This is a genomic window from Mycolicibacterium sp. P4_G11 (genome assembly GCF_056555145.1).
This window is the reverse complement of the sequence record NZ_JBFUJW010000019.1, coordinates 1-20,560: the sequence shown is the minus strand read 5'-3', so window position 1 is coordinate 20,560 and position 20,560 is coordinate 1. Positions and strand designations below refer to the sequence as shown.

Genomic DNA, 20,560 nt, shown 5'->3' with positions numbered 1-20,560 from the left:
GCCGTGGCGTGATACCGCCACCCCTGCTCGAACAACGCGACAACCGCACCACGCTGCCCCTCGGTCAACGAACTACGAGGATGCAAAAAAGTACTCCCCAGAACAAGGAACTGAACTTCTCAGTCCAACTTCTGGGGAGCACTTCAGTTTTGGGGGTTTTCACTCGCGTTGCTAGGCCGCAGCCATGCGCTTGGCCGCACGACGGCTGCGCACGGTGCGGATGGCCGTCTTCAGACCGCGCTTGTTGCCGGTCGCCGGGTCGACGGCGCCGAAGCTCTCGTCGAGCTCGACGAACATCCGCTCGCTGCGGGTCTCCGGCGCATCGTCCGAGGTGTCCTGCAGGAACTTGTCCGGCAACGACAGCTTGGCGATGGTGCGCCAGGTCTTGGCGTACTGCACCAGGAACGGCCCGGTGGTGTAGGGCAGGTCGTACTTCTCGCACAGCGCCCGCACCCGGATCGAGATCTCGGCGTACCGGTTGCTCGGCAGATCCGGGAACAGGTGATGCTCGATCTGGTGGCTCAGGTTGCCGCTCATGAAGCGCAGCACCGGACCAGAGTTGAAGTTGGCACTGCCCAGCATCTGGCGCAGGTACCACTGGCCGCGCGACTCACCCACCATGTCGGTCTTGGTGAATTTCTCTGCGCCGTCCGGGAAATGGCCGCAGAAGATCACCGCGTTCGACCACACGTTGCGGATGACGTTGGCCACCGCGTTGGCCTTGAGCGTCGACTTGAACGTGGCACCCGGCGACAATGACGTGATCGCGGGGTACGCGATGTAATCCTTGGTCAGCTGCTGCGAAGCCTTGACGCCGAATTCCCGCACCCGGATCATCGTGGCCTTGCGGTCGTCGCGGCCCTTGAAGATCTTGCCGAGCTCCAGGTGCTGCAGGCCGACGCCCCACTCGAAACCGATCGCCAGCAGCGTGTTGAAGAGCAGATTGCCGTAGAGATTGAACGGCCGCCACTTTGCATCGCGGGTGACCCGGATGACGCCGTAGCCCACATCGTCGTCCATGCCCAGGATGTTTGTGTACTTGTGGTGCATGAAGTTATGGGTGAACCGCCAGTGCTTGGACGCGCCGCTCATGTCCCACTCCCACGTCGAGGAGTGAATCTCGGGATCGTTCATCCAGTCCCACTGGCCGTGCATGACGTTGTGGCCGATCTCCATGTTCTCGACGATCTTGGCCACGCCCAGCGTGCTCGCCCCGGCCCACCAGAACGACCGCTTCGAGCTGCGCAACAACAGCAGGCGCCCGGCTACCTCGAGAGCACGTTGTGCCGCGATGGTGCGGCGGATGTAGCGCGCGTCGCGGACGCCGCGGGATTCCTCGATATCTTGGCGGATCGCGTCGAGCTCATTGCCCAAAGCCTCGATATCAGCTTCGGTCAGGTGCACGAATTCCGGTACATCAGTCACTGCCATTGTCGACCTCCTTCCCAAATACCTACGCTAGCGTAACCTACGGCATAGTAGGTTTCTAGCCAGCTAACTTTAGATTTCCCAATTCTGCTGCTGGGTTAAATATCCAACACACAGTCGCCGGCCGCAGCCGAAATGCAGGTCTGCACTCGACTTCCGGGCTCTCGTTCCTCACCCGTGCGCAGATCCCGCGCGTGACCCTCCAGCAAACTCACTACACACGACTGGCAGATGCCCATCCGGCAGCCGAAGGGCATCCGAACGCCAGCCTGTTCACCGGCCTCCATCAGCGACGTCGCCGCATCGGCGACGACGGTCTTGCCGCTGCGCTCGAACGTCACCGAACCGCCGGTGCCGTCGACCGCAGCGCGCGACGCCGCGAAACGCTCCAGGTGCAGCCGCACCCCGAGCCCCGCCGCTTCGAACTCACGCTCGGCGTCGTGGAGCATGGCCTCCGGGCCACACGCCCACGCTTCCCGCGTCCGCCAATCGGCGACCTCGCCGTCGAGCTTGGTCAGGTCCAGGCGCCCCTCGGTACGCGTGGCCCGCACCCGCAGCTGGTAGCTCGGGTGATCCTTGGCCAGCTGCGCCAATTCGTCGGCGAAGATGACGTCGGCCTCGGTCGGGGCCGAGTGCAGGTGGACGATGTCGGTGATCTGGTCCCGGCGCGCCAGGGTGCGCAGCATCGACATCACCGGGGTGATGCCCGAGCCGGCGGTCAGGAACAGCACCTTGCCGGGCGCGGGGTCCGGCATGACGAACTCGCCCTGCGGCGCCGCCAGCCGCACGATGGTCCCGGGCGCCACGCCACCGACCAGGTGGGTCGACAGGAACCCCTCGGGCATGGCCTTGACCGTGATGGTGATGGTGTGGTCGCTGTGCGATTCCACCGGGCTCGAGGTCAGCGAGTACGAACGCCAGCGCCACCGGCCGTCCATGAGCAGGCCGATGCCGATGTACTGGCCCGGGTGGTAGTCGAACGAGAAGCCCCAGCCCGGCTTGATCACCAGGGTCGCCGAATCTTCGGTTTCCTGCCGGACGTCGACGACCTTGCCGCGCAGCTCGCGCGCCGACCACAGCGGATTGACCAGCTTGAGATAGTCGTCCGGCAGCAGCGGTGTGGTGATCCGCGCGACGATGGTGCGCAGTGCATGCCAGCCCGGCCGTTCCTTGGCGCCGGCCACCGTGGGCCGCACCGTGTTGACGACATTGGCCGAGATCTTGATGTCGTTCTTGGCCACGTTCACTCCCGCTCAGGTGGTCACCACTGGTCGCGTCCCGACCAGCTCGTCCTAACCTACGGTACCGTAACCTACGCGCAAGTAGCTACCCCTGCCGGCCACATCCGAGGGCTACAGCAGCTCCAACAAGAACGGTAACTCTTGAGCGGCGTACCACGCCAGATCATGATCCTGAGCATCTCCGACAGTGAGCTCGGCGTCCTCGTCACCGAGGTCGGCGGCGTCGACGGCGGCCACCGCAGCAAGCACCGCCGGCTCGGCCGTCGAGTTGTCGACGTACACCGCGATCACGTCGGCCAACGCGATCGGCCCGGCCAGCCGCACCACCGCGTCGTCCAGATCGGGGCGCACGGTGGCCCCGTCGGCCTCGGCCACCAGCACCGCGCGCCGCGGCGGCAACCCGCCTTCCTCGCCTTCCCCACCGGCCTCGCCCACGCCCTCGCCGGCGAGCAGCCGTAGCGACGCCAGCGCCGCTTCCTGCAGCGCGATCTCGCCGAGCTCGTCCTCGTCTCCGTGCGAGTACGCCTCACGCAGGGTCGGCGTCACCGCGAACGCGGTACCGCTGCGGGCCGGCATCGCGCCGTCGGCCACGAGTTGCGAGAGCATGGCCAGGGTCGCCGGAATGTAGACGCGCACCAGGGCACTCTAAAGGGATCTCTCGGGATCGCCCATCAGCTCGGCCACGTGATCTGGCACATAGGTGGTGAGCTCACGCGACGGCCGGACGTACGTGCCCGTCACCACCGGCCGCTCGGGCAGCTCCACCTTCGCGTGGTCGACCGCGGTGTACGGGATCGTGGACAGCAGATGCGCGATCATGTTCAGCCGCGCGTGCTTCTTGATATCCGATTCGACGACGAACCACGGACTCTGCGGGGTGTCGCAATGGACCATCATCTCGTCCTTCGCCCGCGAGTAGTCCTCCCAGCGGTACACCGACTCCAGGTCCATCGGCGACAGCTTCCACTGGCGCACCGGGTCGTTCATGCGAGACCGGAACCGCTTGAGCTGCTCCGCGTCCGACACCGAGAACCAGTACTTGCGCAGCATGATCCCGTCGTCGATCAGCATCTGCTCGAAGATCGGGGTCTGCCGCAGGAACAGCGCGTGTTCCTGCGGGGTGCAGAACCCCATGACCTTCTCCACACCGGCCCGGTTGTACCAGGACCGGTCGAACAGCACGATCTCGCCTTTGGCCGGCAGGTGCGCGATGTAGCGCTGGTAGTACCACTCGCCCCGTTCCCGGTCACTGGGCGCCGGCAGCGCCGCGACCCGTGCGATGCGGGGACTGAGATATTCGGTGGCGCGCTTGATGGTGCCGCCCTTGCCCGCGGCGTCGCGGCCCTCGAAGACGATCACGACGCGCGCGCCGGTGGCGCGCACCCACTCCTGCAGCTTCACCAGCTCGGTCTGCAGCCGGAAAATCTCGGCTTCGTAGACGTCATTCGGGATCTTGCGGGCCTTCTTGGCGCGCTTCCGGTCCTTGCCTTCCTTGGCCACCCCTACCCCCTTCGTGGAATCAGCGCGCGGTTTCCCGCAGCTCGTCGAGTGATTCGCGCAGCAGGCTGGGGAACACGTCGACGTCGCTCATGGCCTCGCGGTCGGCGTTGATGCCGTAGTAGAGGCTGCCGTTGTAGGACGTGATGCCGAGCGCCAGCACCTGATTGTTCAGCAGCGGCGGCACCGCGTAGGTGTCCAGCAGCTTGGTGCCCGCGACATACATCTGCTTCTGCGCGCCCGGCACGTTGGTGATCAACAGGTTGAACTGGCGCGCAGGGAAGCTCGTCGCGACGCGGGTGCCCATGGCGTGCAGTGTCGGCGGCGCGAAACCCGACAGCGTGACGATGGTGCGCGCGTCGACCGGGGTGGTCGTGGTGGCCTGGGTCTCGGTCGCGTGCGCGATCTGGGACAGCCGGACCAGCGCGTTGTTCTCCCCCACCGGCAGGTCCACCAGGAAGGGCGTCACCTCGCTGATCGCCTGCCCCGGGCCTGCGGACTCCAGGTGGTCGGTCTCGGGGTACACCGACATCGGCGCCATGGCCCGCACCGTCAGGCCCGTCGATACCGATTGGCCGCGCGACATCAACCAGTTGCGCAGCGCGCCGGTCACCACCGCCAGCACCACGTCGTTGACGTCGCACTCGAAGCGGGTCCGCAGCTGGCGGTACTCCTCGAGCTCGTGCTTGGCGACGGTGAACCGCCGGTTGCGGGAGACGGTGGCGTTCAGTGGGCTGCTCGGGGCGGTGCCCCGCACCATCGTGCGGGCCATGTCGATAACCCGCCGGCCGGCCTCGACGAACTGTTCGGTGCTGGAGATCATGTCCGCCGCCGCGGACTGCACCGCGGCCAACTGGGCTGTCGGCCGGGTGATCCACTCACCGATCGCGCCCAGCAGCAGCGAGACGTCGCTGGGCTCGCGTCCCGGGATCCAGATGTCCTCACCGAACTCGGGCGGCTTCTGGGTCCGGTCGGCGATGACGTGCCCGACCTCCAGCGCCGTCATGCCGTTGACGAGGGCCTGGTGGGTCTTGGTGTAGATCGCGAGGCGGTTGTCGGAGAGCCCCTCGACCAGGCACATCTCCCATAGCGGCCGGGTCTTGTCCAGCGGCCGCGACCCCAGCCGGGCCACCAGGTCGTGGAGCTGGGCATCGCTGCCCGGAGACGGCAGCGCCGAACGGCGGATGTGGTAGGTGATGTCGAAGTCGCGGTCGTCGACCCAGACCGGCCGGGCCAGTCCGAGCGTGACCTCGCGGACCTTCTGCCTGTAGCGCGGGATCTGCGGGAGTCTGGCCTCGACGTTCGCCAGTAGGGTCTCGTAGCTCAGGCCGGCCCGCGGCCGCCGCAGGATGGACAGCGTCCCGACATACATGGGTGTCGATGAGTCTTCTAGCCCGTAGAACGACGCGTCTGACGCCGACAACCGGGTCACCATGCAGCCCGCTCCTCCTCACACCTCCGGCAGGACTCCGTCACGGTATCCCCGGGGCCTGTCCCGCGCAGCACCGGACTGGCGAATTGGCGTCGAGCGCCAGGTGAAACCGGTGCGATGATTTAGCGGTCTGCAACTCTCCAGCAGATGCGCCGCACACACCGGACCTATCGCTGGAGAGACTGTCATGACCGCATCGACCCGCATCGACATCGATCTGACGGCGCCGATCGTCGACTACGAGCCGACGCCGATCGAGACGGGCACGACGGATCGTGCCGTCAACCGGCTGCGTGTGGTGTCCGGTCGAGGACCGGACGGCACTGCCGAATCCACCGTCGAATGTCTGCTCGAGGCAGGGCCGCCCGCAGCCGCGCTGGTGTTCGCCGATACCGTGCTGCGCCGGGTCCTGGAGGTCAGCGACCGGCGCCGGCCGATGGCGCAGCTGCGGCCACTGGTCGCCGCGACGCTGTTCGACGCCATGTCGTCCTGGCCCCGCCACACCCGGACCGACGGCGTGGCAGTGCTGCGGCGGGTACGGCTACGCACCGCCCGCGAACAGGACGGGCTGGCCACGGCGGTCGAAGTGTTCGCCACCTTCAGCCGCGGGCCACGACTGCACGCCGCCGCCGGCCGCATCGAAATCGTCGGCGGGCGTTGGCAATTCGTGGCCCTGCAGCTGGGTTAGCCGGTTGGTCAGCGGCGCTTCTGCTTGCGCGCGGCATCCCGACGCTCCCGACGCGAACCCGGACCGGCCGCGTGCCGGCCGCCCTCACGGCGGACCTCGGCGGACCCGTCCTCGCCCGGACCGGTGTACGTCATGGCCGGCGCCTTGGTCTCGATTCCCTTGGCGCGCAACGCAGCCGGTGCAGCCTGCTCTTCAGCAGCGCTCTGCTCGGCCTCGGCGGCGAACTGCGCCAGCCCCTGCGGCGCGGCGACCGGGGCCACCTGCGGCGATTGCTGTGCCTCGACCTGCACGTTGAACAGGAACCCGACCGACTCTTCCTTCAGCCCGTCGAGCATGCCGGTGAACATGTCGAAACCCTCGCGCTGGTACTCGACCAGCGGGTCGCGCTGCGCCATGGCACGCAGGCCGATGCCCTCCTTGAGGTAGTCCATCTCGTAGAGGTGCTCACGCCACTTGCGGTCGATGACGTTGAGCAGGACGCTGCGCTCGAGCTGCCGCATGGCACCCGGTCCGGCGATGGCCTCCAGGTCGGCTTCGCGCTTGGCGTAAGCCTTTTCGGCGTCGGCGATCAGGGCGTCGCGCAGCTCTTCCTGGGTCAGCTCGCCCGGCTCGCCGATCGCGTCGGAGTCGACCAGGTCGTGGTGGTCCAGGCCGACCGGGTACAACGTCTTGAGCGCTTCCCACAGCTTGGCCAGGTCCCAGTCCTCGGCGTAGCCCTCGGCGGTGGCGCCGTCGACGTACGCGGTGATGACGTCGACCAGCATCTGGTGCGCCTCGCCGGAAAGGTCGTCGCCCTCCAGGATCATCTTGCGCTCGCGGTAGATGACCTTGCGCTGCTGGTTCATCACCTCGTCGTACTTGAGGACGTTCTTGCGGACCTCGAAGTTCTGCCCCTCGACCTGGGTCTGCGCGCTCTTGATCGCGCGGGTCACCATCTTGGCCTCGATCGGCACGTCGTCCGGCAGGTTCAGCCGGGTCAGCAGCGCCTCGAGGGTGGCACCGTTGAAGCGGCGCATCAGCTCGTCGGACAGCGACAGGAAGAACCGGGACTCGCCCGGGTCCCCCTGACGGCCGGAGCGACCGCGCAGCTGGTTGTCGATACGACGGGACTCGTGGCGCTCGGTGCCCAGCACGTACAGGCCACCGACCTCGCGGACCTTCTTGGCCTCTTCCTCGACCAGCTGCTTGACCTTCGGCAGCTCCTCGTGCCAGGCCGCTTCGTACTCTTCGGGGGTTTCGACGGGGTCCAGACCGCGCTTGCGCAGGCGCGCGTCGGCGATGAAGTCGACGTTGCCGCCCAACACGATGTCGGTACCGCGACCGGCCATATTGGTGGCGACGGTGACGGCCTTCAGCCGGCCGGCCTCGGCGATGATGCTCGCTTCCTGCTCGTGGTACTTGGCGTTCAGCACGTTGTGCGGGATGCGGCGCTTGGTGAACTGCTTGGACAGGTACTCCGACCGCTCCACGCTGGTGGTACCGATCAGGACCGGCTGGCCCTTCTCGTAGCGCTCCTGCACGTCGTCGACGACGGCGATGTACTTGGCCTCTTCGGTCTTGTAGATGAGGTCGGACTGGTCCTGCCGCACCATCTCGCGGTTGGTCGGAATCTGCACCACGCCGAGCTTGTAGATCTCGTGCAGCTCGGCGGCCTCGGTCTCGGCGGTACCGGTCATGCCGGACAACTTGTCGTAGAGGCGGAAGTAGTTCTGCAGCGTGATGGTGGCCAGGGTCTGGTTCTCGGCCTTGATCTCGACGTGCTCCTTGGCCTCGATGGCCTGGTGCATGCCTTCGTTGTAGCGGCGGCCGACCAGCACGCGGCCGGTGAACTCGTCGACGATGACGACCTCGCCGTCACGGACGATGTAGTCCTTGTCGCGCTGGAACAGTTCCTTGGCCTTGACGGCGTTGTTCAGGTAGCTGACCAGTGGCGAGTTGGCGGCCTCGTAGAGGTTGTCGATGCCCAGCTGGTTCTCGACGAACTCGACACCGGCCTCGTGCACACCGATGGTGCGCTTGCGGATGTCGACCTCGTAGTGGACGTCCTTCTCCATGAGCGGCGCGATCCGCGCGAACTCGGTGTACCAGTTCGACGCGCCGTCGGCCGGACCCGAGATGATCAGCGGGGTACGGGCCTCATCGATGAGGATCGAGTCGACCTCGTCGACGATGGCGAAGTTGTGGCCCCGCTGCACCATGTCGTCGGTCGAGTGCGCCATGTTGTCGCGCAGGTAGTCGAAGCCGAACTCGTTGTTGGTGCCGTACGTGATGTCGGCGTTGTACGCGGCGCGACGCTCTTCCGGCGTCATCTGCGACAGGATCACCCCGACCTCCAGGCCGAGGAAGCGGTGCACGCGGCCCATCCACTCGCTGTCGCGCTTGGCCAGGTAGTCGTTGACGGTGACGACGTGCACGCCCTTGCCGGCGAGCGCGTTGAGGTAGGCCGGCAACACACAGGTCAGGGTCTTGCCCTCACCGGTCTTCATCTCGGCGACGTTGCCGTAGTGCAGCGCGGCGCCGCCCATCACCTGGACGTCGAAGTGGCGCTGGTCCAGCACGCGCCAGGCCGCCTCACGGGCGACGGCGAAGGCCTCGGGCAGCAGGTCGTCGAGCGACTCGCCGTCGGCGATGCGCTTCTTGAACTCGTCGGTCTTGCCGCGCAGCTCGTCGTCCGACAGCTTCTCGACGTCATCGGACAAGGTGTTGACATAGGCGGCGACCTTTTGCAGGCGCTTGACCATGCGACCTTCACCGATGCGGAGCAACTTCGACAGCACGCTATTTCCCCTGTGGGTCTGGAACGGATATACGTCAGCGGGTTAGACGTGACCATCGTAGGTGACCGGGGGAATCCGCAGATAAGAGTGCGCCCCCCGCGGTTCGGCCGGGGGCGCACTGGTCGGGCTACTGACCCAGTCGGATCAATCCGTAGTCGTAGGCGTGTCGCCGGTAGACCACCGTCGGCCGATCGCTCTCCTTGTCGTGGAACAGGAAGAAGTCGTGTCCGACCAGCTCCATCTCGTAGAGCGCGTCGTCCACCGTCATCGGGTTCGCCGGGTGCTCCTTGACACGGACCACCTGACCCGGAACGTGGTCATCGAGGTCGGTGGAGGCGGCCTGGCTCGGCGTTGCGGGCAGGTCCTCCGGCGGGACGATGGACGTCGCCTCCGCGAGCCCTACCGGGGTCTTGTCGCCGTAGTGAATCTTGCGGCGGTCCTTGCTGCGCCTCAGCCGGTTCTCGAGTTTGCCGACGGCCGATTCGAGCGCCGCGTAGAAGCTGTCCGCGCACCCTTCGCCACGTACGACCGGTCCACGGCCACGGGCGGTGATCTCCACGTGCTGGCAGTTCTTGCGCTGGCGTCGGTTCTTCTCGTGATCGAGTTCGACGTCGAACAGATAGATGGTGCGATCGAAACGCTCCAATCGGGAGAGTTTCTCGGAAACGTAGATGCGGAAATGTTCGGGGACTTCGACGTTACGGCCCTTGACGACAACGTCGGCGTGCGGTTCGGGCGCAGGCTCTGTGTCGTCGGCAAACATGGTCGAGCGGGCAGAATCCACGGATTGGGTTGACATGCTTGGCAACTCGCTTCTCTCTCGCAGTGTGCGTGTGCGCTTCTTGCACACGGTCTGAACTACGCGCCGAGCGGGTCTGCAAGTCGCCGCAGCCCGGCGCGAGGTGTTGAAGTACTCACCTCCTACCGCTGTCAGCGATTTTGGTACCGAGTGAATATGCCGGTACCGCCGTGAGGCTTCACGGGTCGTTGCAGCCGACGGTAGTCCGAGTTCACCTAGTCGTGCCACCGATTTCGCATACCGGTTTTGAGAACTTCATATCGAGTTGATGTCGCACTGATCGCGTCCATGCGCCGGTGCTCGCCTACTCGCGCAGCCCGGCGGACACCGCATCCTGTTCGGGCGCGGCAACGGTTGCCCCGCTCATCGGATCGGCGTCCTCCAGCGGGGGCACTTCGTCGCCGTCGAGCACCTTCTGCATCCGGTCCTTGTCGAGCTGACCCTCCCAGTTGGCGACGACGAACGTGGCCACGCAGTTGCCGAGCAGGTTCACCGAAACCCGCATCGAGTCCATGATGCGGTCCGCACCCAGCAGCAGCGCCACCGCGGCCACCGGGATGGCACCGTGGCCGATCGCCGCGACAGTCGCCGACAACGCCAGGAAGGACGATCCAGGTACTCCGGCCATGCCCTTCGAGGTCAGCATCAGGATCAAGACGGCGGTGATCTGCTCCCCCAGGGTGAGGTCGACACCGAGGGCCTGCGCCAGGAACAGCATGCAGATCGACAGGTAGAGGGTGGCGCCGTCGAGGTTGAATGAGTACCCGGTCGGCACCACCAGACCGGTGGTGGTCCGCGAGCAGCCGGCATTGGTCAGCTTGACCATGATCCGGGGCAGTACCACCTCGGTGGATGCCGTGCCGAGCGCCAGGAACAGCTCATCCTTGATGTAGACGATGAATTTCCACAGGTTGACCCCGGCGAAGACCTTCGCGACGGCCCCCAAGATCAGGATGAACAGCGCGGCGGCCAAGTAACAGCACAAGATCAACTTGCCGAAGCTGCCCAGGGACGAAATCCCGTATTGGCCGATGATGTAGGCCATCGCGCCGAACGCGCCGAACGGCGCCAGCCGCATGATCCAGCCGATGATCGTGAAGAAGACGTGGCTCATGTGGTCGACGAATTCGAGGATCACCGGCGGGCCCGTCTCCCCGAACTTGGCCAACGCCAGGCCGAAGAGCACGGCGAAGAACAACACCTGCAGCAGCGCGTTCTCCGCAAACGCCGAAATGACGGAGTGCGGGATGATGTTCAGCAGGAATTCGACGGTGTGCGGCAATTCGCCGTTTTTCGTCTTCTTCGCGATCGCGTCCGCGCCCGTCGCCAGGGTCTGCGGGTCGATGTTGAACCCGGCGCCGGGCTTGACGAGGTTCCCGATGATGAGTCCGAAGATCAGCGCGAAGGTGGTCACGGCCTCGAAATAGACCAGTGCCTTGACACCGATCCGGCCCACCGACTTCAGGTCACCGACATGGGCGATGCCCAGCACAACGGTGCAAAAGATGATCGGCGCGATCAGCATCTTGATCAGCTTGATGAAGCCGTCGGCCAACGGTTTACAGCCAGCACCGATATCGGGCCACACCCAGCCGACCAGAATGCCGGCGACAATCGCGACGAGAAGCTGGACGAAAAGTGAGGTGTACCAAGGCGGTTTGTTGGCCAGCCGAATCATCTCGCTCTTCGGCGGGTCGATGGTCGTCGTCATCCGCCGAAGTTAGGGCGCACTCGTTGCCTGGCCGTTAATCGCGGGCTACGGCGCTGTACCGGTCTATATATACGATTCTCAGGCGTGTGCCATGGCCAGCACCGCTGACACCTGCGCTCCGGAAACTTGCAGGACCCGAACCGCCTCAGCCGCCGTCGCGCCCGTCGTCACCACATCGTCGAACACGACGGCCTCACCCGCCACCGGAGTCCGCTGCCGGACCCGGCCGGTGATGTTGCGTTGACGCTGTGCGCTGGACAGGCCGACGGAGTCGCGCGTGAAGGCTCGCATGGCCAGCGCCGGCTCGACCGCGACACCCGGCAGACCCGCTGCCGCGGCGCGCGCGATCTTCGCGACGGGGTCGCCGCCGCGGCGCCGGGCGGCCAGGCTCCGGGTCGGTGCGGGCACCACCGTCAGCGGCGGCACGATCAGGCCCCACGCGATCAGCGTCCGCAGGGCCGCGGCGACCGCGTCCGCCAGCGGCGCGACGAGATCGGTGCGGCCGTGCTCTTTGAGTCCCACGATCGCGCGTCTTCTGGCCCCGGCGTAGCGCCCGAGCGCGAAGACCGGCACCCCCGGGTCCGCGCGCGGCGTGACCACGTGCGGCTCGTCGGGGCGGACGGTCAGTTCCGCCGCGCAGGCGGCACACCAGCGGGTCGACGGTGCACCGCAGCCACCGCATTCGACAGGCAGGACCAGGTCGAGCATGAGGTCATCATGACGCGGGGGTACGACACCATTTGGCGCCGGTTCACCCCCGTTTCTGGCCATATGCTGGGAATCGACTGAATTGGGGGGCAAATGGGGCGGCTCGAAGTTGAGGTGTCGGCGTTGATGGCTGCCTCGGCACGGATGAAAGACGCGGCGCAGCAACTGCAGGACGCGCTTTCCAGCGTGGATTTGGAGACCACGCAGTTGTTGGGATCAGGCTGGAAGGGCGGCGCGGCAACAGCTTTCGGGACGGCATGGGACGGCTGGCACAACGGCGCAGGCCAGGTGGTGCGGGGGTTGCAGTCGATGGGTGACATGTTGTCGCTGGCCGGCAAGGAATACGCCAAGGGCGACTCCGACAACGCGGGAGCATTGCAGTCAACGATGGGCGGAGGTGCTGCTGCCAGTGGCGGTAGTTCCGGCAGCAGTTCGGGTGCCGGTGCCGGTGCGGCCCAGTCCGGTAGTGCGCCTGGCGGCGCTGGTGGAGCTGAGCAGCTGGCGGGTCTGGCTCAGCAGATGGTCGGCGCGCTGGGACAGGTCGGTCAGGTGGCCGGCGGGATGTCCCAGGCCTTAGGACAGGCCGCCCAGTTGGCCACCGGGATCGTGCAGGCCGCGACGCAAGGCCAACAAGGTGGCGCCGATTCCGCCGGCAAGGATGTTGCCGACGACGGCAAGACCGGCAAAGACGAAGACGACAGGGACAAGGAAGAAAAGGATCGCGACGGCGAAACCGATGGCGCGGCAGGGCCATCGGGTGAGCAACCGGGGTTGAAAGCTCCCGTCGTCGATGGCCCGCTTGCTGCCGCACCCACCGGACCGGTCGACGCGGCCGTCGACTCGCCGGTCAGTCCACGTCCAGCGCGGCCGCAGACACGACCCGCTGATGGCCAGGAGGTATGAGCGTGCTGGTCGTCGATTTCGCGGCAATGGAGGGCGCGATCACCCACATGGAGCAGTTCGGGAAATCCGTGCAAGAAGTCTTGGAGGACGTCGACCAAGCGATGGCCACGCTGCGCGCGACCTGGCATGGCGAGGCCTCGGATGCCCAAGCCCAATTCCAGCAGCAGTGGGAGGACGGCGCTCGCCTGATGAACGAGCAGCTGACGAAGTTGAAGGACGTTCTTGCCGGGGCGAAGAAGAACTACAACGGCGCCGCCACCCAAAACGGAGAGATGTGGGATTAGTCGCGGTCGATGGGGGATGCGGTGCCCGGCCGCATTGAAGTTGAACCCGATGCGCTGATCGCCGCGGGTCAGCTTGTGCTGACCGCCGGGGAGCAGTTGAGTGCGCTGTCAGAGGCAGTCAAGCCGATGGTCGCCGATGGTTTGGCCTCGGGTTTCGACCTCGCCGGGTTCAACGCGGGCGTGCAGTACGGGCGGCAAAGCCAGGAGTTCACCAACGCGTTGGCCAATGCGGCGAACGCGTTCAAGAGTGTCGGCTACCGACTGATGGCATCGGGCTACAACTACCGCGACGCTGATGCGGCATCCACGATCGGCGGGACGGGGCCGTCGGGAGGGCTCGGCCCGGCTCCACAGGAATCCCACCCGGGGCAGGCCGCGCGGGTGCCGCAGAACGTGCTGGTTCCGCCGCCGCCGAAATGGAACCTGATCACGATGTTCCTGCCGGTGAACACGTGGCCCAACGGTCATGCCGGGTTGATGAAAGTCACTGCCGCGCAGTGGCGCAACTTCGCCAACGGGTTCAAAGTCTTCGAGTCGATGCTTACTGCACCGAAGGCAGTGGTCGGCGCCCAACACATCGACGAGTCCGGGAAGATGACGGAGTCGCTCACCACCCTCGGCGACCACATCACCAACTTGGCGACGATTTCCGGCACCGTCGCCACGACGGTCGAGGAATATGCGAACGGGGTGCAGGAAACCCAGGACGCTATTCGCAGAATTCTGAACCGGCTATCCCTCGACGGCCTGTTCGACGCCGCGAAAGACATCCTCACCGGTGACGGGATGAAACTTGTGCGGGAGGTCGCCGACAACATCAAGGCGTTGTGGCACAACTTTCAAACCAACGTCAAAGCGATCACCGGACTGCTGGGGGAAGCCCTCACACTGCTCGGCGAAGCGGCCGACGCGTTCCAGAAACTGATCCGCCCGGCGCTGATCGCTGCGTTTGGAGAGGACATCGGCGGCGCTCTTGCCGACGGGATCAAGTTCTACACCGATGTGCAGGTCGGCCTCATATCTGGGCTGGTCGGGACCATCTCAGGGCTTGTGTCGCTGGCTGATTTCGACACCTGGAAAGGGATGTACGACGTCGCCACAATGATCGCCAAAGATCCGTCGAAGACCGACGACGTGCTCATCGCGATGGGGAAACAGTTCATCGCGTACGAAAAATGGTCGGGCGATCACCCCGGGCGGGCGTTGGGTGAAGCGGGCTTCAACATCGGGTCTTTGTTCGTTCCCGGCGGGGCTCTCAGCAAGACCGGGTCAGTGGCCAAAGGTGCAAAGCTCGCCAAAGATCTGGCCAGTGGAGAACGCAAGCTGTCCGACCTCGCCAAGTTCAGATCCCTCGGCCGCGGTTCGACCGACGCCGGGGACCACGAAGGTCTAGAAGGCCTCAGCGATCTCGGCAGCCACACCCAGGCTCCACGCTTTGACGCCGGGGCGATGCCCGAGATCGGTGACGCCCCGCGGCCGCCCACGATCGGTGACTCACCTGGGGGTACACCGCGTGGGCTGGGTGGGCCACCGGACCCACCCGGTCCTGATCACACCCCGGTACGGCCCGGCGGGGATGGTCCCGGGCAGCATTCCGGCCCGCCGGAGCGGACATCGGGCCCCGCCGATTCGGGGCCATCTCGTCACGACGGTCCCCAATCATCGGGTGGACCAACACATTCCGGAGACGGGCCGCAATCGAGCAGTGGTCCCGGCACCAACGGTCAGGGCTCGCACGGCCCCAGCTCCGACGGGCCGCGATCGAGTGAGCCGCCCGCCGCCGGCCACACCCCATCGGATTCGTCGTCTGGGCCGTCGCAATCGCAGCATTCTCCCCAAACCTCGACGGACACAAGCACGCACGACCAGGGCAATAGTTCACCCGCACACGATCAGCGGGGCAGCAACGACACGCCCAGCTCCCGCGAAACCGGCGGCCACTCCCCCAGCGACACCGGGCACCACAGCGACCGCGATAGCCGCCCCAGTGATCACGCCTCTGGAGCGGAGCGCCACCCCAATGCCGGCGAGCATCCCGGCGGCGGCGAAAACCATTCCCCCACAGACCATTCCCGCACTCACGACGCACCCGCCACCGACAGTACGCACCGCGCCGACCACACCGAGCCATCGCACGTGACCGACGCTCCGGCCCACCGTGACACCGGCACCAGCACCTCCCCCAACTCGCTGGCCAACGCGATGAACATGGGCGGCCCTATCGGTCCCATGGGCCACCATTCCCCCGGTGGCCACAGCCCGAGCCCGACCAGTAGTCACACCCCAACCCACAACGCGGAGCGGCCCGCGGGCACCCCCACCCCACGCGACGCCACCGCGAAAAACCCGACGCCGCAGCGGACACCAGAACGAACCGACGCCGCTGGCCCGGCACGCGACCCCAACCCCAGCCCTCCGGTGAAACCTGCTGCGGCGCAGGGAGAATCACACCTTCCCGAGCGCAAGCAGCCTGGCACCGAGCAACCTCAGCGACCCTCGAATCCGACAGAGCCTGATCGCGATACGGGCCCCCGCTCCGGTCAAGGAGCGGAGAATCCGCGGCCCGCCGCCGAACAACCGCAGCCCGCACCGACGGGCCCTCATCCGGAGGACCACGCTCCGAGCAGTACACCAAACCATGCCGGCGACGGACCTGATGCTCCGCGGCCGGACCCTGTTGATGCGGTGACGCCGGTGCTAGACCGGCACGGGGTGACCCTGAACGAGTTCATCGATTGGCAACGAACGGCCGCGGTAGTGGGTCGCGAACACTTGGCCGAGCACTTCACTCATCAGCAACTGCAGGTGATGTACGAGGCGCGGATGGCCCATCCGCATCCCGGACTCCACGACACAATTCAGAAGGTCGTCGGCGACAGCGTCGTGGACTCGATTCTGAATCAAGTCCGGAACCCTGGCGCGCCCTACAGCACGAACCCTCACTACCAGGCAAACACCGTTGGCGGGTGTATCTCCGTCAGGGCAGACGCACATGAGCTACGGACCCCGTCTGACCTACTACGAGGCCTGCGCCTCGACTACGGACATGGTTCACCGTACGAGGTTTTCACCACCACTGATCACGCCTATGTCATCGAAGGCGAGCTCAAGTCGGGCCGGTTCTCGGTACCGAACCAACACGTCGCGGAACACCTTGGCATCACTGACCCTCGGAGCGCAGATCTGCCCAGCGGAGCACCCCCTCATACCGGCACGGGGTACGCCGGCGCTGGACACGGGCTCAACCCCGAGTATCAACTCACAACGGGCGCATGGCAGCCCGGTGCAACCCTCGTGCGCATCGATGCCGATGGATCGCGACACACGGTGGCGCACCTAGCCGATAAGGACACCTGGGTATCCGCCAAGGAACCCGGTGATCACGTCATCGATGGCTGGCCACAGCACAAGGGCGGCGACTGGGTCTTCCCGGACTCCACGCAGCACGGGCCACACCCAGAACCACCCGATGCCACGCACCGAGGTCCCGAATTGGGCGACACTCGGCCACCTCCTGATCGACATTCCAGCGCCGGGGCCACAGATGCGTTCCGGCACTCCACTTTCGAGACTCCCGCGGGCGCCGCGTTCTTCGACCCAGCGGATGCACACATGCGCTCGGCGGCCGGCGATGTTCCGAGATTCCCCGGCGAGTTCACCGTCGATGTACACGGCGATCACCACAGCGTCTCGGTGTACGACAGCGCTGGAAATCAGCATCAGCTCTCGCCACACGATTTCGCCGATGCGATTCGCAACAGCGGATGGGACGGGCAGACGCCCATCCGACTGATGTCCTGTGACACCGGCGGCGGAAGCCATTCGTTCGCCGCCGACCTGGCCCGCGAGCTCGGGGTACGGGTAACGGCACCGGACCGGCCGGTATGGAGCTACCCAGATGGGCGCCAACCGGTAGTCACCGGTTTCGAACGCGGCTCCGACGGCGAACGCGTGCCGCGGATTCCTCCCGACGGCAGTTGGCATCAATTCGAGCCCGACGGCACCACACGGCAGGTACACGACTCGTCAGGACCAGACCACGTCCAGTCTGACGCTCATCACGCCAGCGACAGCTCCGATAGTGCGGACCCACAGAGCCGTGCCGGGCGGGAGATCTCGGAGGATCCGATTGATGGCCTGGAGGGGCGGCACCCACCAGCCGGCCTGCAGGAAAAGGTCGACGATCCCCGTTATCGGGAGAAGTACTACGACGAAGTGCGCACTCGAGATTCGCCGCGTGAGGACAGCTCATCCACCGAGCCGGAGTACCGGCGCAGAAACGAGAACCAACTCGACTTCGACGGCGACCAGGTACCCCTGATCCGCCGCGACGAAGGCGGCGCCCCGGTGGCGGTGCCCGACGGCTACGAGCGCGCCACCTTCGCCGACGGCGAGACCCTCGTTCACGAGGCCAATTCACATGAGCGCGGCGACGCGCAAGGGCTGATTGACCGCCGCGAAGATGCGCGCGAACGCGTTGTTGCCGCGGATGGCGCGTACCAGGCGGAGCGTGCTGGCGGTGGCGAGGCGTCCCCGGAGACGATCAGCGAGCGTCAGGCCGCGTTCACCGAGCAGACCGCCGCCGGTGAGGCGTTGGGCGAGCACGCGGCCACCCATGCCATCGAGACCACATTCCCCAGCAACCAGTTCGAGGTGACACCACTACACGACGGGCAAAAGGGGCCAGGAACTTTCGACCATGTCTACGAAGTTCGGGACCGCGAGAGCGGCGAAACTCGTGTGGTCGTCGTGGAAGCCAAAGGACCCAGCGGACACCTGGGCACGCGCCAAGGCCTCGACGGGCTTGACTACCAGCAAGGACATCGCGAGTATGCCGCAAGTGTCATCGATGCGATGAGGAATCATGGGCAGGAAGGACGACAATTGGCGCGTCGTCTGGACCAGGCATTGGGAACTGATCAGCTCGATTATTATTTGGTAAGAGCACGGGTGGATATCACCCCAGGTGGCGCCGAATATAGCGGGTACCGCATGGACCGCTTTGCGTTGGATTAGAACAAAGGAGAGTGATTCCACGGTGGTTCTCATTGAGCGGCACCCGATCGATCTCGATGACATTGAACAGAGAATCCAGGAACTGATCGAAGACATCGAATCCACCCGAGGCCTGATTGAAGCGAAACCTCGATTGACGGAGCGGCTCTTCACGTACTCAAAGTGGATCGCGGATTATTCATCGGTCGAAGATCCCGAGGCAGCATTGCTACGGATCTGGGATGCCACATGGATGGCGATGCAAGCCAGCTCAGCGATGTTCCTCAACGCCAACAACAAAGACCGCGACATCTCATTCACCATCGGCTTCGACGACCGGATCACCACCGTCGGCACCGGACCAAACTCCAGTACGACTGCCGGAAAATGGCTCGCCGCAATGTACTTCGCGATCATCTGCCGCCGACGCGACCGCGCAACGACATTGTGCAATACCTCCATCGAGACACTACGGGCCTCCGGCGGAGGGTACGACGCATACATCTACGACTGGGTGCAGGCATTCCAGAAGTTCGTCCGCCGCGATGACGACGTGGTCCAGGCGATCATCACCGCGATGGAAGGTGCTGATCCCGAACGCGCGAAAATTGCCGAACCAGAACTACTCTTACTATTGCTGTATCCGCCCATCGAATTACTGTATTTCGTCACACAAGGCGACGCCGACCAGTTCAACACCCGACTGACACGGGCAATCGAAGACCACAAGAAATTCTGGTCGAAAACCGCCGACCGACGCCGAGACGTCGAAGGATTCATTGCCTGGGGGCCACTGGCGATGGCTTGCATTGCCCACGATATGGGCATGGCGATTACCGTCGAAACACCCTACCTCCCGAAACATCTCATACTCGCCAACCGCGCAACCGAATCACAATTCATCAGAGAAAGCCGCCAACGCCGAGAAGCACCCGCCAACGGCCAGGCCGAAGGAGACCAGTAGGTGACAAAAGCCTTATCGGTGTCCCGGCCCGATCCCGGCGCCCCAGACGGAGTTTCGCCCGACGCTTCACTCCCACGCCTCTCCCGCGAGGACGCCGCACGCGTCGCCGACTATCTCGACGCCGGCGCGGTCGTGGCACGCACCACCGCCAGGGCCATCGACCCTTGGCTAGACCCGCCCGTCGCCAAAGTGCCGTTGACCAAACGCACCGATGGCACCTGGCGCTGGGACGACGAGGTCAGCTACTACGTCCGCAACTACGGACTATCCCCCGGCGCCGAATTCCTCGCATACCTAAACCAACGCAACTTCACCCCACCCACCATCAGTCCCGAACAAGTCAGCGCCGTCATCGACGAACTCTTCGGCAACCCGACCCAAACGCCACAACGCAGACTCACTCTCGACGGCACACAACTATTACCCCGCGACTACTACTGCATTTATCAGGGCCGAGCGTTCCGCTGCTACCAAGACGGCCAACAAGTCCGCTTATCGGTAGACCCCGGAGAATCGATCCCCGACGGATTCGAACCCAAAGACGACCGCAATTCGAGACCACCTGCAATCGCCTACAAAACCGTCCGCGCCACCGATATCACCGGCTTCTACGAAGTGATCACCAGTTGCTGGTACAAAGGAGCTCCGTTCTCGGTCAGGGCGATTACCGGCACGCAATTTCAACTAAGCATCGGCGGCGGACGCCGCCAAAAAATCGTGCGCCCCGAGCCGCCCTCTCCGACCATGAGCGAGTGGGGTGATTTCCCCAATGCTGAGGTCCTCGGCATTGGGGAAGTCTGGGCAGACATCGACATCATCGAGGCCGCCCGGCTCACCATGGCGGTCGTCCCGTACCACTTGCCGGGCGATTACCTCGTACCGGTCAACGACCCTTCCGGATACGGCTACCCGGTACCGAAAGCCGACGAAATCTTCTATTTCCCCTCGCCCCAGGACAGCCCATTCCTCCCCGGAAACGACGCGATCACCACCATCACCGCCCACCTCGCCGCCCACGACCCCGGCTACCCCACCACCGGACTCACACCCGAACGCCTCCGCGACGGATGGCGCCTCAACCCCACCACCGAGACACCAACGATCTACTACATCACCGACGACAGCCACATCAT

Annotated in this window: 15 protein-coding genes; 6 read left to right on the top strand and 9 right to left on the bottom strand. The window is 65.3% G+C overall.

The annotated features are described in order from the left end of the window. Window positions 1–171 precede the first annotated feature (171 nt). The 5 genes from AC1U2B_RS28440 to AC1U2B_RS28420 form a co-directional block, all read right to left on the bottom strand. Complete coding sequence (locus tag AC1U2B_RS28440; RefSeq protein ID WP_480219416.1) at window positions 172–1,431, bottom strand: fatty acid desaturase family protein; 1,260 nt, start codon at window positions 1,429–1,431, stop codon at window positions 172–174. Between the two features lie 95 nt (window positions 1,432–1,526). Continuing rightward, entirely contained in the window at window positions 1,527–2,669 is a 1,143-nt protein-coding gene (locus AC1U2B_RS28435) for a ferredoxin reductase (protein ID WP_480219415.1), read from the bottom strand. 111 nt (window positions 2,670–2,780) lie between these two features. Next, on the bottom strand, window positions 2,781–3,308 hold the full coding sequence (locus AC1U2B_RS28430) for a DUF6912 family protein (protein ID WP_480219417.1): 528 nt from the start codon (window positions 3,306–3,308) through the stop codon (window positions 2,781–2,783). Between the two features lie 6 nt (window positions 3,309–3,314). Then, window positions 3,315–4,169, bottom strand: a complete 855-nt coding sequence (gene ppk2, locus AC1U2B_RS28425; protein WP_480219414.1) for a polyphosphate kinase 2 — start codon at window positions 4,167–4,169, stop codon at window positions 3,315–3,317. Between the two features lie 19 nt (window positions 4,170–4,188). Next, window positions 4,189–5,601, bottom strand: coding sequence for a WS/DGAT/MGAT family O-acyltransferase (locus AC1U2B_RS28420; RefSeq protein ID WP_480219413.1), 1,413 nt, complete (start codon window positions 5,599–5,601; stop codon window positions 4,189–4,191). Window positions 5,602–5,785: 184 nt separating this feature from the next. Here AC1U2B_RS28420 and AC1U2B_RS28415 point away from each other — a divergent pair, with 184 nt between their 5' ends. Further along, the gene (locus AC1U2B_RS28415; RefSeq protein ID WP_480219412.1) at window positions 5,786–6,286 is read left to right on the top strand and encodes an Rv3235 family protein; all 501 of its coding nucleotides are present in this window, start codon (window positions 5,786–5,788) and stop codon (window positions 6,284–6,286) included. 8 nt (window positions 6,287–6,294) lie between these two features. Here AC1U2B_RS28415 and secA read toward each other — a convergent pair whose 3' ends face one another. The 4 genes from secA to AC1U2B_RS28395 form a co-directional block, all read right to left on the bottom strand. Continuing rightward, complete coding sequence (gene secA, locus AC1U2B_RS28410; protein ID WP_480219411.1) at window positions 6,295–9,063, bottom strand: preprotein translocase subunit SecA; 2,769 nt, start codon at window positions 9,061–9,063, stop codon at window positions 6,295–6,297. Window positions 9,064–9,190: 127 nt separating this feature from the next. Beyond that, complete coding sequence (hpf, locus tag AC1U2B_RS28405; protein WP_480219410.1) at window positions 9,191–9,862, bottom strand: ribosome hibernation-promoting factor, HPF/YfiA family; 672 nt, start codon at window positions 9,860–9,862, stop codon at window positions 9,191–9,193. A gap of 304 nt (window positions 9,863–10,166) precedes the next feature. Continuing rightward, the gene (dctA, locus tag AC1U2B_RS28400) at window positions 10,167–11,573 is read right to left on the bottom strand and encodes a C4-dicarboxylate transporter DctA (RefSeq protein WP_480219409.1); all 1,407 of its coding nucleotides are present in this window, start codon (window positions 11,571–11,573) and stop codon (window positions 10,167–10,169) included. A gap of 78 nt (window positions 11,574–11,651) precedes the next feature. Then, a complete protein-coding gene (locus tag AC1U2B_RS28395) occupies window positions 11,652–12,281 on the bottom strand; it encodes a ComF family protein (protein ID WP_480219408.1) in 630 nt (209 codons plus the stop codon). 93 nt (window positions 12,282–12,374) lie between these two features. Between AC1U2B_RS28395 and AC1U2B_RS28390 the strand changes: the two genes are divergently transcribed. The 5 genes from AC1U2B_RS28390 to AC1U2B_RS28370 all read left to right on the top strand — a co-directional run. After that, on the top strand, window positions 12,375–13,184 hold the full coding sequence (locus AC1U2B_RS28390; protein ID WP_480219407.1) for a WXG100 family type VII secretion target: 810 nt from the start codon (window positions 12,375–12,377) through the stop codon (window positions 13,182–13,184). Beyond that, a complete protein-coding gene (locus AC1U2B_RS28385) occupies window positions 13,181–13,468 on the top strand; it encodes a WXG100 family type VII secretion target (RefSeq protein WP_480219406.1) in 288 nt (95 codons plus the stop codon). Before AC1U2B_RS28390 ends, AC1U2B_RS28385 begins: the two co-directional genes overlap by 4 nt. A gap of 21 nt (window positions 13,469–13,489) precedes the next feature. Next, complete coding sequence (locus tag AC1U2B_RS28380; RefSeq protein ID WP_480219405.1) at window positions 13,490–18,484, top strand: DUF8616 domain-containing protein; 4,995 nt, start codon at window positions 13,490–13,492, stop codon at window positions 18,482–18,484. A gap of 22 nt (window positions 18,485–18,506) precedes the next feature. After that, complete coding sequence (locus AC1U2B_RS28375; RefSeq protein ID WP_480219404.1) at window positions 18,507–19,427, top strand: immunity 49 family protein; 921 nt, start codon at window positions 18,507–18,509, stop codon at window positions 19,425–19,427. Between the two features lie 18 nt (window positions 19,428–19,445). Next, a partial coding sequence (locus tag AC1U2B_RS28370; protein ID WP_480219403.1) for a UCP033725 family protein occupies window positions 19,446–20,560 on the top strand: 1,115 nt, incomplete at its 3' end.

Bases quoted from the DNA above. Each gene is read 5' to 3' on its own strand.
- AC1U2B_RS28395 (WP_480219408.1), bottom strand. From the start codon at position 12,281: ATGCTCGACCTGGTCCTGCCTGTCGAATGCGGTGGCTGCGGTGCACCG.
- AC1U2B_RS28415 (WP_480219412.1), top strand. From the start codon at position 5,786: ATGACCGCATCGACCCGCATCGACATCGATCTGACGGCGCCGATCGTC.
- AC1U2B_RS28440 (WP_480219416.1), bottom strand. From the start codon at position 1,431: ATGGCAGTGACTGATGTACCGGAATTCGTGCACCTGACCGAAGCTGAT.
- dctA (WP_480219409.1), bottom strand. From the start codon at position 11,573: ATGACGACGACCATCGACCCGCCGAAGAGCGAGATGATTCGGCTGGCC.
- AC1U2B_RS28390 (WP_480219407.1), top strand. From the start codon at position 12,375: ATGGGGCGGCTCGAAGTTGAGGTGTCGGCGTTGATGGCTGCCTCGGCA.
- hpf (WP_480219410.1), bottom strand. From the start codon at position 9,862: ATGTCAACCCAATCCGTGGATTCTGCCCGCTCGACCATGTTTGCCGAC.
- AC1U2B_RS28420 (WP_480219413.1), bottom strand. From the start codon at position 5,601: ATGGTGACCCGGTTGTCGGCGTCAGACGCGTCGTTCTACGGGCTAGAA.
- AC1U2B_RS28385 (WP_480219406.1), top strand. From the start codon at position 13,181: ATGAGCGTGCTGGTCGTCGATTTCGCGGCAATGGAGGGCGCGATCACC.